Genomic DNA, 13,771 nt, shown 5'->3' on the forward strand with positions numbered 1-13,771 from the left:
CCAGTGCAGACTGCCGCACGGCACGGCGGTCATCGGCCTACGACACCTCCGCTTCCGGCACTTCCGCCTCCGGGACCTCCACTTCGTAGAAACACAGGTGGTCCTTGATCTCGGCGACGTCGGGCTTGGGATCGGGATAGCCCCAGACGAGGTCCGCCGCGTCCGGCAGCGACCAGTAGGAGGCCGTTCCCTTGAAGGGGCAGTACGTGTGGGTGTCGGAGGGGGTCAGCAGGTCGAGCCGAACGTCCTCGGCGGGGAGGTAGTACCGCACCGGACAGCCGGTCTCGCGCAGGGCGAGCGCCCGGTCGGTCTCGGCCAGCACGCGGCCCCCGTGGACGACCCTGATGTGCCGGCCGTCCCGCTCGATCGTGATCGTGTGTCCTCGGGTCATGCCGGAACAGCGCCCGCGGGCCTCCGGTTCTTCCCGGGTACCGTGGCCGCATGCGTATCTGTGTGTTCCTCTCCGCCGCCGACCTCGACGAGCGCTACACCCGCCCCGCGCGCGAGTTCGCCGAACTGCTCGGCAAGGGCGGTCACACCCTCGTGTGGGGCGGTTCCGACGTCGGCCTGATGAAGGTGGTCGCGGACGGCGTGCAGGAAGCGGGCGGGCGGCTGTGCGGGGTGTCGGTGGACTTCCTCGTCGCCACGGCGCGGACCGGGGCCGACGAGATGGTCGTCGCGCGCGACCTCGCCGAGCGCAAGCGGCTCCTCCTGGAGAAGGCCGACGCCGTCGTGATCATGGTCGGCGGGACCGGGACGCTGGACGAGGCGACCGAGATCCTCGAGCTGAAGAAGCACGGGCACACCGACAAGCCGGTCGTGCTGCTCAACACCGCGGGCTTCTACGACGGCCTGAAGGAGCAGTTCCGGCGCATGGAGGACGAGGGTTTCCTGCCGCGGCCCCTGACCGACCTGGTGTTCTTCGCGCAGGAGCCGGTCGGCGCCCTCGCGTACCTGGAAGAGAGCCGGGGCGTCGCGTGACGTGCCGGTGATGCGAGCATGGCGGGCATGGCTACTCATGTGATCACCGGAGCCGGTTCCGGCATCGGCGCGGCCGTCGCCCGCCGTCTGCACGCGCGCGGGGACGAACTCGTGCTGCACGCGCGCGACGCGGGCCGCGCGAAGGAGCTGGCGGCGGACTTCCCCGGAGCCCGGACCCTGGTGGGGGACCTGGCCGAGCCCGCCAAGCTGAGCTGGGCCTTCTCCCACCAGACGCTGCCCGACCGGGTGGACTCGCTCCTCCACGTCGCCGGCGTGGTCGACCTCGGCCCGGTCGGCGACCTGACGCCGAAGTCCTGGCGCCACCAGCTCGACGTCAACCTGATCGCGCCGGCCGAGCTGACCCGGCACTTCCTGCCGCAACTCCGGGCCACCCGGGGACACGTGGTCTTCGTGAACTCCGGGGCGGGCCTGCGGGCGAGCGCCGACTGGTCCGCGTACGCCGCCTCCAAGCACGGTCTGAAGGCGCTGGCGGACGCCCTGCGCGCCGAGGAGCACGACAGCGGCGTCCGCGTCACCTCCGTCTACCCCGGCCGCACCGCCAGCCCCATGCAGGCCAAGGTCCACCAGCAGGAGGGCAAGGAGTACGACCCGGGGGAGTGGATCGACCCCGAGTCGGTCGCGACGACGATCCTGATGGCGCTCGACCTGCCCCGGGACGCGGAGGTCAACGACCTGACGGTGCGCCCGGGGCGGTGATCGGGTCCGCGGGGGCGCAGCGCGCTCCCGCGCCTACGTAGGCTGCACCCGTGAACGCACACTTCAGTTTCGGCCCCGCCACCGGCGTGGGCTCCCTGCCCGGCGGCGACGCCCGCGAGGCCGCCAGGGCCGCCACCGGGTCCTTCGAGGACTTCCCCTTCCTCGCCGAACTGCCGGACCGCGGCCCGGGCGCCGACATGATCGGCCGTACCGCGGGGATGCTCGTCGAGCTGTTCGCGCGCGTGGAGCCCAGCGGCTGGCGGATCGGCGACCGGCCCGGCCGGGACACCAAACGGGCCCGTTCCTGGCTGGGCGAGGACCTCGACGCGCTGGAGGAGTTCACGCAGGGCCACGAGGGCCAGGTGAAGGTGCAGGCCGTCGGGCCCTGGACGCTCGCCGCCGCGCTGGAGCTGAAGAACGGCCAGTCGGTGCTCTCCGACCACGGCGCCCGCCGCGACCTCGCCGGCTCCCTCGCCGAGGGACTGCGCCTCCACCTCGACGAGGTGCGGCGCCGTCTGCCCGGCGCGCAGGTCGTGCTCCAGCTCGACGAACCCTCCCTGACCGCCGTCCTGCGCGGCCAGGTGAAGACCGCCAGCGGCTACCACACCCACCGCGCCGTCGACCGGCAGGTCGTGGAGGCCACGCTGCGGGACGTGGTCGGGGCGCACGGCGACGGCCCCGTCGTGGTGCACTCCTGCGCACCGGACGTCCCGTTCGCCCTGCTGCGCCGGGCCGGCGCGGCGGCGGTCTCCTTCGACTTCTCGCTGCTCACCGAGCGTGACGACGACGCGATCGGTGAGGCGGTGGAAGGGGGCACCCGGCTGTTCGCCGGTGTCGTGCCGGGCGTGGACGCCCCATTGTCGGACCCTGCCGGTAGCGTCATGGGTGTCAGGACGCTGTGGCGCAGGCTGGGGCTGGCACCAGGACTGCTGACGGAGGCGGTCACGCTCACACCGTCGTGCGGTCTCGCGGGAGCTTCCCCCGCGTACGCGCGCCAGGCCCTCGCCCACTGCGTCCGGGCGGCGAGATCCCTCGCGGACAACCCAGAGTAACGGGAGGACGACACGGTGGCCGGCGACAGGCAAGCGGAGACGACGGTGCCCAGCGAGGCACGGGAGAAGCACGCGCAGCTGGCTGAGCAGATCGAGGAGCACCGCTTCCGGTACTACGTGAAGGACGCTCCGGTCATCAGCGACGCGGAGTTCGACCGGCTCCTGCGCGCCCTGGAGGCACTGGAGGAGGAGTACGCCGAGCTGCGGACGCCCGACTCGCCGACCCAGAAGGTCGCGGGCGCGTACGCCACGGAGTTCACGGCCGTCCAGCACCGTGAGCGCATGCTCTCGCTCGACAACGCCTTCGACGACCTGGAGCTCGCCGCGTGGGCCGAGCGCGTCCACAAGGACGTGGGCAGCTCCGCGCACCACTTCCTGTGCGAACTGAAGGTCGACGGTCTCGCCGTCAACCTCACCTACGAGAACGGCCGTCTCACGCGCGCGGCGACCCGTGGCGACGGCCGCACGGGCGAGGACATCACGCCCAACGTGCGCACCATCGCGGAGATCCCCGACCGCCTCACGGGTCACGGAGTCCCGACGCTGGTGGAGATCCGGGGCGAGGTCTACTTCCCGATGGAGAAGTTCGAGGAGCTGAACGCCCGTCTGGTCGGGGCGGGCGACAAGCCCTTCGCCAACCCGCGCAACGCGGCGGCCGGTTCACTGCGTCAGAAGGACCCGCGCGTCACCGCCTCCCGCCCCCTGCACATGGTCGTGCACGGCATCGGCGCTCTGGAGGGCTACGAGGGCCTCACCCGTCTCTCCGAGGCCTACGACCTCCTCAAGACCTGGGGCCTGCCCACCTCCCCGCACAACAAGGTGGTCGGCGACCTCGACGGCGTACGGGCGTTCATCGCGTACTACGGCGAGAACCGGCACTCGGTGGAGCACGAGATCGACGGCGTGGTCGTCAAGCTCGACGAGATCCGCCTCCAGGGGCGGCTCGGCTCCACGGCCCGGGCTCCCCGGTGGGCGATCGCCTACAAATACGCGCCGGAGGAGGTCAACACCAAGCTCCTCAACATCCGCGTGGGAGTCGGCCGTACCGGCCGGGTGACCCCGTACGCCCAGGTCGAGCCGGTCACGGTGGCGGGTTCCGAGGTCGAGTTCGCCACCTTGCACAACCAGGAGGTCGTGAAGGCCAAGGGCGTCCTGATCGGCGACACCGTGGTGCTGCGCAAGGCCGGTGACGTGATCCCGGAGATCCTCGGCCCGGTCGCCGACCTGCGCGACGGCAGCGAGCGCGAGTTCGTGATGCCGTCCGAGTGCCCGGAGTGCGGTACGGCGCTGCGGCCGATGAAGGAGGGCGACATCGACCTGCGGTGCCCCAACGCCCGTTCCTGTCCCGCCCAGTTGCGTGAGCGCCTGTTCTACCTGGCCGGTCGCAGGGCGCTGGACATCGAGCACTTCGGTTACGTCTCCGCGGCCGCCCTCACCGATCCGCTGGAGCCGGCCGACCCGCCGCTGCGGGACGAGGGCGATCTCTTCGACCTCACCATCGACCGGCTGCTGCCCATCAAGGCGTACGTCCTCGACCAGGAGAGCGGGCTGCCCAAGCGGGACCCGAAGACGGGCGAGGAGAAGGTCGTCACGGTCTTTGCCAACCAGCAGGGCGAGCCGAGGAAGAACGCGCTGGCCATGCTGGAGAACATCGCCGCGGCCAAGGAACGCCCGCTGGCGCGCGTCCTCACCGGCCTCTCGATCCGCCACGTCGGACCGGTCGCGGCCGAGGCGCTGGCCCGCGAGTTCCGCTCGATCGAGCGGATCGAGCACGCGTCGGAGGAGGAACTGGCGGCGACCGACGGGGTGGGCGCCATCATCGCGGCCTCGCTCAAGGAGTGGTTCGCGCAGGAGTGGCACCAGGAGATCCTGCGCAAGTGGAAGGCCGCCGGGGTCCGCATGGAGGAGGAGGGCTCGGGGGAGGACGAGGGACCGCGTCCCCTCGAAGGGCTGACGGTCGTCGTCACCGGCACCCTCGAGCAGTTCACCCGTGACGGCGCCAAGGACGCCCTGCAGTCCCAAGGGGCGAAGGTGACCGGTTCGGTTTCGAAGAAGACATCGTTTGTCGTTGTAGGCGACAATCCGGGTTCGAAGTACGACAAGGCGATGCAGTTGAAGGTGCCGGTTCTGAACGAGGACGGCTTCACCGTCCTGTTGGAACAGGGACCCGAGGCGGCGGCCGAAGCGGCCCTTCCGGCCGAGGAGTAGCGAAGAGCAGTGGTTGAAGGTCACCCGATCGGCGCATACCAGATGCATACGGGTGGCCGGGGGCGCATTCGGGCAACCGTCGACGACCGCTGCCCGTGGAAGCCTTCCGCGGCCTACTGTTGAGACGTGCGCCTGCCGTGCCCAGCTGCGGCCGGGGCATCCCCGTGCTCCTGGTGAGCAGGAGGAAGGGTGCTCCGACGCGGCGCCGCCCGGGGTTGTCGGGCAACGGGCCGCGTGGCGTGAGCACCGCCGGCTGTGAGAGGGACGGGAATGGAACCGACCGAGAGCGCCGCCCCGGGCGAACGGCTGCGCCGGCGCCGGGACGCCGGCGTCTGGTGGGGCAGCTGGTGGACGGTGCGCTCCGGGCGGCCTCCGGGCGCCGAGGCCTACGTGCCGCACACCGCGCCGTACTCGACGCCGCATCCGGCTCCGGGCCTCCGCGTCACCTCCGCCCCGCATCCGGGGATGCCCGACAGCGAGGCCGACCGGCTGCTGTCCTGGCCCGCGCTGCCCGCCTCGGTCGTCTCCGCGGCCGCCTTCGCCCTCGGCGCCGGCTTCTACCGCGCCTTCACCGGCCACCACGCGCTCTTCCCGTCCGGCACGGCCGGCTGGGCCCTGGCCGTGCTGGCCGGCATCATCGTCGGCCACCTGGTCCTGCTCGGCCGCGCCCGCTGGTGGGGCGGGACCGGCTCCGGCGCCGCCCTCACCCTCGCCGTCCTGCTGCTGTACGGCTGGGTGTCGGCCGGCCTGGTCAGCCTCACCGTCGTCGTCCTGGTCGGCATAGCCAGGCGCCACCGCTGGCGGCAGGGCGTCCTGCACGGCGCGGTGGACATCCTCGGCATCGGCGCGGGTGCGCTGCTGCTGGCCGCCTGCGGGCCGATCCCGTCCGTGGAGCACCCCTGGACCCCCGACAGCTGGACGGTCTACACCGGGCCCCAGGTGGTCCTGGTGGCCGTCGTCTACCTCGCGGTCACCCGTGTCCTGCTCTGGTACCTGCACGCCCCGCGCTCCGGCGGACTGCCCACCGTCGCGCGCACGGCCCTGGTCAGACAGAGCCTGGTCGCGGTCGCCCTGCTGGGCATCGCGCCGTTGATCTGCGTGGTGGCCGTGGCCAAGCCGATCCTGCTGCCGCTGTTCGCCATCCCGCTCATCGCCCTCGACTCCACCCTGTGGATGGCCCGCGCCCGCGCCGAGGAGCAGCTGCGCGACCCGCTGACCGGACTGCCCAACCGGCAGTGGCTGCTGGAGCGCATCTGGACCGCCCTGGACGACGCCGAGCGCATCGGCGCCCGGGCCGCCCTGATGCTGATCGACCTCGACCGCTTCCGCTCGGTCAACGACACCCTCGGTCACCTCGCCGGTGACCGGCTGCTCCTCCAGATAGCCGAGCGGCTGAAGCTCGCTCTGCCGCGGGGGGCGGAGGTCGCCCGGCTCGGCGGGGACGAGTTCGCCGTCTTACTGCCCGTCGCCGACTCCACCACGTCGGCGGCGCGCATCGCCCGCGGCCTGGTCGCCGACCTCGGCTCGCCGCTCGACCTCGACGGACTCACCCTCGTCCTGGAGGCCAGCGCCGGTGTCGCCGTCTTCCCCGACCACGCCCTCGACGCGGAGGGCATGCTGCGCCGGGCCGACGTGGCGATGTACCAGGCCAAGCGGGACCGTACGGGCGTGGAGGTGTACGAGTCGAAGCGCGACTCCAACACACCGGACCGGCTCGGACTGCTGGGCGACCTGCGGCGCGCGCTGGACGCGCACGAGGTCGAACTGCACTACCAGCCGAAGGTCCGCTTCGACGGGCAGGTGGCGGGTCTCGAGGCACTGGTCCGCTGGGTTCACCCGGAGCGCGGGAAGGTGTCGCCGGACGAGTTCATAGCGATCGCCGAGTCGTCCGGGCTGATGCCCCATCTGACGGAGTACGTGCTGGAGACGGCGCTCGGCCAGGTCGCCGAGTGGCGGGCCCAGGGGCTGTACGTGCCGGTCGCGGTCAACGTCTCCCCCCGTGACGTCCACACACCGGGGTTCGCGGGCTCCGTCGCGGCCCGGCTGGCCCGGCACGGAGTGCCCGCGGGAGCGCTCCAACTGGAGATAACCGAGCACGTCCTGCTGGAGGACCCGCAGCGCGCCGCCGACACCCTCAACGCGCTGACCGGGCACGGCGTGAAGATGTCGCTGGACGACTTCGGGACGGGCTACTCCTCCCTGGTGCACCTGCGCCGGCTCCCCGTGAGCGAGCTGAAGATCGACCGCTCCTTCGTGGCCCGGCTGGCCGTCGACACCGAGGACGCGGAGATCGTCCGCTGCACGGTCGACCTCGCCCATTCGCTGGGACTGATGGTGGTCGCCGAGGGCGTCGAGGACGACGAGACCTGGGAGCGCCTGCGCGACCTGGGCTGCGACGCCGTCCAGGGCTGGCTGGTGGCCGCGGCGATGCCCCCGGAGGAGACGACGGCCTGGCTGCGGGCCCGGGGCTCACGCGGCTGGCAGCGCCCCGCGGCGGCACTCCCGGCAGCGGCGTCGGACGAGTAGCCGGCCCCTCCCGCCCGCGCGTTCACCCGTCCGCCCGTTCCCGAGCGCGGGAACGGCGAGGGCGCCGAAGCCGGCGCATGCCGGTGAGAGGGCGAGCGACGAGGCGAACCGTTTAACGGGTACGCCGCCCCGCCCCATAGGATTGGGCCCAAAGCACACACTCACTCCACCCCAGAGGAACGCCGCATGCCTGGCATCACGCGCGAGGAGGTCGCCCACCTCGCCCGGCTGGCGCGTCTGGAGCTGAAGCCCGAAGAGCTCGAACACTTCGCGGGACAGCTGGACGACATCATCGGCGCGGTCGCCCGCGTCAGTGAGGTCGCCGACCAAGACGTACCGCCGACCTCGCACCCGCTCCCGCTGACGAACGTCATGCGGGCGGACGAGGTCCGTCCGTCGCTCACCCCCGAGCAGGCGCTCTCCGGCGCCCCGGCCCAGGAGCAGCAGCGTTTCAAGGTGCCGCAGATCCTGGGGGAGGACTAACCGCCATGACGGACAACGTCAACATCATCAAGCTCACGGCCGCCGAGACCGCCGCGAAGATCGCCTCCGGTGAGCTCACGGCCGTCCAGGTCACCGAGGCGCACCTGGCGCGCATCGAGGCCGTCGACGAGAAGGTCCACGCCTTCCTGCACGTCGACCGTGCGGGCGCGCTGGCCCAGGCCCGCGCCGTCGACGAGAAGCGGGAGCGGGGCGAGAAGCTCGGCCCGCTGGCCGGCGTCCCGCTCGCGCTCAAGGACATCTTCACCACCGAGGGCATCCCGACCACCGTCGGCTCGAAGATCCTCGAAGGCTGGATCCCGCCGTACGACGCGACGGTCACCAAGCGGCTGAAGGCCGCCGACGTCGTCATCCTCGGCAAGACCAACATGGACGAGTTCGCCATGGGGTCGAGCACCGAGAACAGCGCCTACGGCCCGACCGGCAACCCCTGGGACCTCACCAAGATCCCCGGCGGGTCCGGCGGCGGTTCCTCCGCCGCGCTCGCCTCCTTCCAGGCGCCGCTCGCCATCGGCACCGACACCGGCGGCTCCATCCGCCAGCCGGCCGCCGTCACCGGCACGGTCGGCGTGAAGCCGACGTACGGCGCGGTCTCGCGGTACGGCATGGTCGCCTTCTCGTCCTCCCTCGACCAGGGCGGCCCCTGCGCCCGCACGGTCCTGGACGCGGCGCTGCTGCACGAGGTCATCGCCGGCCACGACCCGCTGGACTCCACGTCCATCGACGCGCCCGTCCCGGCGGTCGTCGAGGCCGCCCGCAACGGCAGCGTCGACGGCATGCGGGTCGGTGTCGTGAAGCAGTTCCGCGGCGAGGGCTACCAGGCCGGCGTCATCCAGCGGTTCGACGAGTCCGTCACGCTGCTGAAGGAGCTGGGCGCCGAGATCGTCGAGCTGGACTGCCCGTCCTTCGACCTCGCCCTGTCGGCGTACTACCTGATCGCGCCGTCCGAGTGCTCGTCCAACCTCGCCCGCTTCGACGGCCTGCGCTACGGCCGGCGGACCGGCGACGACGGCACGCACTCCGCCGAGGAGGTCACCTCCCTCACCCGTGAGGCGGGCTTCGGCCCCGAGGTCAAGCGCCGCATCATGCTCGGCACGTACGCCCTGAGCTCCGGCTACTACGACGCGTACTACGGCTCGGCCCAGAAGGTCCGCACGCTCATCACGCGGGACTTCGAGAAGGCCTTCGAGCAGGTCGACGTGATCGTGTCGCCGACGACGCCGACCACGGCCTTCGCGATCGGCGAGCGCGCCGACGACCCGATGGCGATGTACCTGGCCGACCTGTGCACCATCCCGACCAACCTCGCGGGCAACGCGGCCATGTCGCTGCCCTGCGGTCTGGCCCCGGAGGACAACCTCCCGGTCGGTCTCCAGATCATCGCCCCGGCGCTGAAGGACGACCGGCTGTACAAGGTCGGCGCCGCCGTCGAGGCCGCCTTCGTGGAAAGGTGGGGTCACCCGCTTCTCGAGGAGGCTCCGTCGCTGTGAGCGCACTGAACAAGGCCAAGGGCTTCAAGAAGTCCAAGTCCGGTACGTACCTGTCCATCGCCGGCACCGCGTTCGGCGCGTTCGGCGTCGCCAAGCGGCTGAAGAAGGCCCGCGCCGAGAAGGACACCCTGGTCCTGATCGACGCCACCGTGTCCGCCGTCGCCATCGTCACCGGCCTCGCCATCCTCTACCGCGAGCTGAAGCGGCTGGGCGACGACGACGTCCTGCTGGGCTGAGAGGGAAGTTTCACCGTGACCACCACGACCGACCTGGTGTCGTACGAGGACGCGCTGGCGTCGTACGACCCCGTCATGGGCCTCGAGGTCCATGTCGAACTCGGCACCAAGACGAAGATGTTCTGCGGGTGTTCGACCGAGCTGGGCGCCGAGCCCAACTCGCAGACCTGCCCCGTCTGCCTCGGCATGCCCGGCGCGCTTCCGGTCGTCAACGCGATCGGCATCGAGTCCGCGATCAAGATCGGTCTCGCGCTGAACTGCGAGATCGCCGAGTGGTGCCGCTTCGCCCGGAAGAACTACTTCTACCCGGACATGCCGAAGAACTTCCAGACCTCCCAGTACGACGAGCCGATCGCCTTCGACGGCTACCTCGACGTACAGCTGGAGGACGGCGAGACCTTCCGGGTGCAGATCGAGCGCGCCCACATGGAGGAGGACACCGGCAAGTCGACGCACGTCGGCGGCGCCACCGGCCGTATCCACGGCGCGTCCCACTCCCTGCTGGACTACAACCGCGCCGGCATCCCGCTCATCGAGATCGTCACCAAGCCGATCGAGGGGGCCGGCGAGCGGGCCCCCGAGGTCGCGCGGGCGTACGTGCGTGAACTGCGCGAGCTGATCAAGGCGCTCGGCGTCTCCGAGGCCCGCATGGAGATGGGCCAGATGCGCTGCGACGTGAACCTGTCGCTGCGCCCGCACGGCCGGGAGAAGTTCGGCACCCGGTCCGAGACGAAGAACGTGAACTCGCTGCGGTCCGTGGAGCGCGCGGCCCGTTTCGAGATCCAGCGGCACGCCGCCGTGCTCAACGGCGGTGGCACGATCGTCCAGGAGACCCGCCACTTCCACGAGGACACCGGGTCGACGACCTCGGGCCGCGTGAAGGAGGAGGCCGAGGACTACCGGTACTTCCCGGAGCCCGACCTGGTGCCGATCGCCCCGTCCCGCGAGTGGGTCGAGGAGATCCGCGGCGGTCTGCCGGAGCTGCCGCTGGTCCGCCGCAACCGGTTGGTCGCCGAGTGGGGCATCTCCGCCACCGACATGCAGTCGATCCTGAACGCCGGCGCGCTGGACCTGATCGTCGCCTCCATCGACGCCGGCGCCGACGCGGCCTCCGCCCGTAAGTGGTGGATGGGCGAACTGGCGCGCAGCGCCAACGAGTCGGGCGTCCCGCTCGACGAGCTGGCGATCACGCCGGAGCAGGTCGCCCGGGTCACCGAGCTGGTGAGCAAGGGCGATCTGAACGACAAGCTGGCCCGTCAGGTCATCGAGGGCGTCCTCGCGGGCGAGGGCACCCCGGACGAGGTCGTCGACAAGCGCGGTCTGAAGGTCGTCTCCGACGAGGGCGCGCTCACCACCGCCGTCGAGGAGGCCATCGCCGGCAACCCGGGCATCGCCGACAAAATCCGCGGTGGCAAGGTGGCCGCGGCCGGTGCGCTGGTCGGCGCGGTGATGAAGGCCACGCGTGGGCAGGCCGACGCGGCCCGTGTCAAGGAGCTGATCCTGGAGAAGCTGGGCGTCGTCGAGGGCTGACCCCGCCGTTCTCCTCGCGCCCGGGGGGAGTGCGCCGCACCGGCGCACTCCCCCCGGGCGTCTCTCTTCCCGGCGCGACGCGCTACGCTCGCCCGCCATGAGGGCACGAACCGACTCCGACCCGCAGGACGACATACACGACGGCCCGCAGGCCGGAACGACCGCGACGACCGAAGCCGCCGACGCGGCCGAACACGCCGACACGGCCGCCGACACGGCCGCCGACACGGCCGCCGACACGGCCGACGGCGCGGACGAGGAACACGGCGTCGAGGACGCCCGGCGGGCCCGCTGGACGGCGATCGGCACCGGAGCGCTGCTCACCCTCGCCGGACTCGCCGCTTCCCTGCTGCGCCTCACCGGCTCCGCCCCGGCCTTCGTCCCCGCGGCGTACGCCCTCGGCGCCGCGGTCTGCGGCCTCGCCGCCCTCCTGGGATCCCGCGGCCGTACGCGGCGCGCGCTGTGGCTGCTCATCGCCGGGGTGATGGTGATGGCGATCGGCGACCAGGCCGACTGACACGTGCCCGACGAGGCCTGACACGGCGACCGCCCTGCTCCTGCGATCTGCCTCCCACTCCTGTGGAAGCCCCCTCGCCGGTGTGTTCCGCAACCGCCTGCCCGCCGTCGCCCGGGACGCCTTCGTTCTCCGGACGCTGCCGGCGGCTGCCCTCGTACACCGGCTCGGCGCCGCCGACCGGTGGCTGCCCCGCCGGCTCGACCGGCGCCTGCCGCGGATCGGCATCGAGCCGCCCGAGTGCCGTGCCGCCCATGAGAGGCTCACCGAGGCAGCGAAGGCACGGGAGAAGGAGCGGCGGTCGGATGTACGCGATATCGCTGGGTGACGACGGGGCCGAACTGCGCCCGCTGGAGCCGTGGCACGCCGCGGAGTTCCTGGCACATCTGGAGCGCGGCAGGGAGTTCATCAACCAGTACGTCCCGTTCGGCTCGAAGGCCACCGACGTGGCCACCGCGCGGGAGGCGCTCCAGCGGTACGCCGACATGCGCGCCGCCGACACGGGCTCGCTGCACGGCCTGTGGCTGGACGGCACACTCGTGGGCGGTGTGCTCTTCCTGAACTTCGACGCCGCCGACGCGAACTGCGAGGTCGGCTGCTGGCTGGAACCCGCCGGCACCGGGCGCGGTCTGATCACCCGGGCCATGCGCGTGCTGATCGACTTCGCGGTGGAGCAGCGCGGGATCCAGCGGGTCGAGTGGGTGGCCTCCGCGGGCAACACCCCCAGCCTGGACGTCGCCCGGCGGCTGGGAATGACCCGCGACGGCGTCCGCCGGCAGGCGTACCCCTATCGTGGGGTGCGGCACGACCTCGAGGTGTGGTCCGTGCTCGCCCAGGAGTGGCGCGACGCCCGCGCGCGCGGCACTCACAACGATCATTAAGGGACCTCTCAGAGAGCGTCCGTACGGTGCGAGGTATGGGAACCAAGACTGTGGACGAGGCCGGCACGGAATCCGGTACCGAGGCGAAGCGCGACGAGAAGAAGGTGGACGTCACGAAGACCGAGGCGCCGGACGAAGCGACCGGGACGGAGGCGGGGGCCGTCGAGGACGCCACCGCCGACACCGACCACACCGACGACGGTGACGCCCTCCTCGCCGAGGAGGGTGCCGACAACGCGGCGGGTTCCACCGGGGTCGGCCAGGGCGCCGGCGCCGTGGTCTCCGCAGCGCTCGGCGTCGTCTCGCTCACCGGCGGCTGGATCGGCACCGTCGCCGCCGCCCGCGAGACGCTGGTCGGCCAGCTCCAGACCTCGTCGAGCGCCAATGTGGCCACCCAGATCAAGGAGGTCTACGGCGACGCCTGGCAGACCACCGCGCTGTGGGCCGGCCTCTTCGCGCTGACCGCGCTGATCGTCGGTGTGGTCGTCCTGGCCAAGCCCGCCTTCGGCGCCCCCGGCAGGCCGCAGGCCCCCTGGATCAAGTCCGTCTCCTGGGCAGGCGTCGCGCTGGGCGTCATCGGCCTGCTGCTGGCCGTGCTCAAGTACACCGACGCCCTGCTCGGACTGCCGTCCGCGAGCTGACCACCCGCAGGTCACGAGGGGCCTTAGACAACCGTGAACCACTCACGGACGTCCTAAGGCCCCTCAGTCGCGTCCGAGGCGCCGTCCGCCGCGGAAGATGCGGAACTCTCCCGATGTGGCGGACCCCCCTGGGAGACGAAGGTTGAGGCATCGCGGCAAGCGAAGCCGCCACAACCGACTCTCAGGGGACACACCATGTACGAGTACGAAGTCCAGCAGGCCCGTTCCGCCGAACTGCGCCGCCGGGCCGACCACGCGCGGCTGGCCCGCGAGGCCGTCCGCAGCCGTCGCGCCGCCCGTCGCGAGGCCGCCGAACGCGCCACCGCCGAGCGGGCGGACGGCGGCGCCGGGAGCGAGTCGCATACCCATCTCCTCCGTCGGCTCGGGTTCGCCCGGCCGGCGTGAACGCGGGGGCGGGGGAGGGCGGCCGTACGGGGGTCGGCCGCCCTCCCGCCGGGGCCCCGGCGATATCCGCTGGGCCGTCGCCGCGCCCG

14 protein-coding genes and 1 pseudogene are annotated in these 13,771 nt (G+C 71.9%); 14 read left to right on the forward strand and 1 reads right to left on the reverse strand.

From position 1 onward, the window contains the following. Positions 1–37: 37 nt before the first annotated feature. Positions 38–391, reverse strand: coding sequence for a DUF427 domain-containing protein (locus QF030_RS28995; RefSeq protein ID WP_307165531.1), 354 nt, complete (start codon positions 389–391; stop codon positions 38–40). A 50-nt stretch (positions 392–441) separates the two neighbouring features. Here QF030_RS28995 and QF030_RS29000 point away from each other — a divergent pair, with 50 nt between their 5' ends. The 14 genes and pseudogenes from QF030_RS29000 (at position 442) to QF030_RS29065 (ending at position 13,682) form a co-directional block, all read left to right on the forward strand. Further along, positions 442–981 carry an LOG family protein gene (locus tag QF030_RS29000; protein WP_307165532.1) on the forward strand — a complete coding sequence of 180 codons (540 nt, stop codon included), beginning with the start codon at positions 442–444 and terminating at the stop codon, positions 979–981. A gap of 27 nt (positions 982–1,008) precedes the next feature. Continuing rightward, positions 1,009–1,698: an SDR family oxidoreductase gene (locus tag QF030_RS29005; protein ID WP_307165533.1), complete on the forward strand. Its 690-nt coding sequence runs from the start codon at positions 1,009–1,011 to the stop codon at positions 1,696–1,698. Between the two features lie 50 nt (positions 1,699–1,748). Beyond that, positions 1,749–2,750, forward strand: a complete 1,002-nt coding sequence (locus QF030_RS29010; RefSeq protein ID WP_307165534.1) for a methionine synthase — start codon at positions 1,749–1,751, stop codon at positions 2,748–2,750. A gap of 15 nt (positions 2,751–2,765) precedes the next feature. After that, positions 2,766–4,958 carry an NAD-dependent DNA ligase LigA gene (ligA, locus tag QF030_RS29015; protein ID WP_307165535.1) on the forward strand — a complete coding sequence of 731 codons (2,193 nt, stop codon included), beginning with the start codon at positions 2,766–2,768 and terminating at the stop codon, positions 4,956–4,958. A 270-nt stretch (positions 4,959–5,228) separates the two neighbouring features. Beyond that, positions 5,229–7,484: a putative bifunctional diguanylate cyclase/phosphodiesterase gene (locus tag QF030_RS29020; RefSeq protein WP_307165536.1), complete on the forward strand. Its 2,256-nt coding sequence runs from the start codon at positions 5,229–5,231 to the stop codon at positions 7,482–7,484. A 186-nt stretch (positions 7,485–7,670) separates the two neighbouring features. Further along, the gene (gatC, locus tag QF030_RS29025) at positions 7,671–7,967 is read left to right on the forward strand and encodes an Asp-tRNA(Asn)/Glu-tRNA(Gln) amidotransferase subunit GatC (protein ID WP_007384860.1); all 297 of its coding nucleotides are present in this window, start codon (positions 7,671–7,673) and stop codon (positions 7,965–7,967) included. Positions 7,968–7,972: 5 nt separating this feature from the next. Further along, positions 7,973–9,475, forward strand: a complete 1,503-nt coding sequence (gene gatA, locus QF030_RS29030; RefSeq protein ID WP_307165537.1) for an Asp-tRNA(Asn)/Glu-tRNA(Gln) amidotransferase subunit GatA — start codon at positions 7,973–7,975, stop codon at positions 9,473–9,475. Beyond that, positions 9,472–9,711 (forward strand): hypothetical protein, encoded by a 240-nt coding sequence (locus tag QF030_RS29035; protein ID WP_020131415.1) that lies wholly within the window; start codon positions 9,472–9,474, stop codon positions 9,709–9,711. The genes gatA and QF030_RS29035 overlap by 4 nt, the downstream gene beginning before the upstream one ends. Before the next feature lie 15 nt (positions 9,712–9,726). After that, a complete protein-coding gene (gene gatB / locus QF030_RS29040; protein WP_307165538.1) occupies positions 9,727–11,241 on the forward strand; it encodes an Asp-tRNA(Asn)/Glu-tRNA(Gln) amidotransferase subunit GatB in 1,515 nt (504 codons plus the stop codon). A 97-nt stretch (positions 11,242–11,338) separates the two neighbouring features. Beyond that, positions 11,339–11,758, forward strand: a complete 420-nt coding sequence (locus QF030_RS29045) for a hypothetical protein (RefSeq protein WP_307165539.1) — start codon at positions 11,339–11,341, stop codon at positions 11,756–11,758. A gap of 103 nt (positions 11,759–11,861) precedes the next feature. After that, positions 11,862–12,083 (forward strand): annotated as a pseudogene (locus QF030_RS29050) (MMPL family transporter); the annotation flags it as partial. Continuing rightward, entirely contained in the window at positions 12,061–12,636 is a 576-nt protein-coding gene (locus QF030_RS29055; RefSeq protein WP_307165540.1) for a GNAT family N-acetyltransferase, read from the forward strand. The pseudogene QF030_RS29050 and the gene QF030_RS29055, both read left to right, overlap by 23 nt. A 35-nt stretch (positions 12,637–12,671) precedes the next feature. After that, positions 12,672–13,277, forward strand: a complete 606-nt coding sequence (locus QF030_RS29060) for a hypothetical protein (protein WP_307165541.1) — start codon at positions 12,672–12,674, stop codon at positions 13,275–13,277. Positions 13,278–13,472: 195 nt separating this feature from the next. After that, positions 13,473–13,682 (forward strand): hypothetical protein, encoded by a 210-nt coding sequence (locus tag QF030_RS29065; RefSeq protein WP_307165542.1) that lies wholly within the window; start codon positions 13,473–13,475, stop codon positions 13,680–13,682. Positions 13,683–13,771 lie beyond the last annotated feature (89 nt).

This window comes from Streptomyces rishiriensis (assembly GCF_030815485.1).
GTDB classification, from domain to species: Bacteria; Actinomycetota; Actinomycetes; order Streptomycetales; family Streptomycetaceae; genus Streptomyces; species Streptomyces rishiriensis_A.

Excerpts from the sequence above, each read along its gene's own strand:
- QF030_RS28995 (WP_307165531.1), bottom strand. The coding sequence starts at position 391 with ATGACCCGAGGACACACGATCACGATCGAGCGGGACGGCCGGCACATC.
- QF030_RS29000 (WP_307165532.1), top strand. The coding sequence starts at position 442 with ATGCGTATCTGTGTGTTCCTCTCCGCCGCCGACCTCGACGAGCGCTAC.
- QF030_RS29005 (WP_307165533.1), top strand. The coding sequence starts at position 1,009 with ATGGCTACTCATGTGATCACCGGAGCCGGTTCCGGCATCGGCGCGGCC.
- QF030_RS29020 (WP_307165536.1), top strand. The coding sequence starts at position 5,229 with ATGGAACCGACCGAGAGCGCCGCCCCGGGCGAACGGCTGCGCCGGCGC.
- gatC (WP_007384860.1), top strand. The coding sequence starts at position 7,671 with ATGCCTGGCATCACGCGCGAGGAGGTCGCCCACCTCGCCCGGCTGGCG.
- gatA (WP_307165537.1), top strand. The coding sequence starts at position 7,973 with ATGACGGACAACGTCAACATCATCAAGCTCACGGCCGCCGAGACCGCC.
- QF030_RS29045 (WP_307165539.1), top strand. The coding sequence starts at position 11,339 with ATGAGGGCACGAACCGACTCCGACCCGCAGGACGACATACACGACGGC.
- QF030_RS29055 (WP_307165540.1), top strand. The coding sequence starts at position 12,061 with ATGTACGCGATATCGCTGGGTGACGACGGGGCCGAACTGCGCCCGCTG.
- QF030_RS29060 (WP_307165541.1), top strand. The coding sequence starts at position 12,672 with ATGGGAACCAAGACTGTGGACGAGGCCGGCACGGAATCCGGTACCGAG.
- QF030_RS29065 (WP_307165542.1), top strand. The coding sequence starts at position 13,473 with ATGTACGAGTACGAAGTCCAGCAGGCCCGTTCCGCCGAACTGCGCCGC.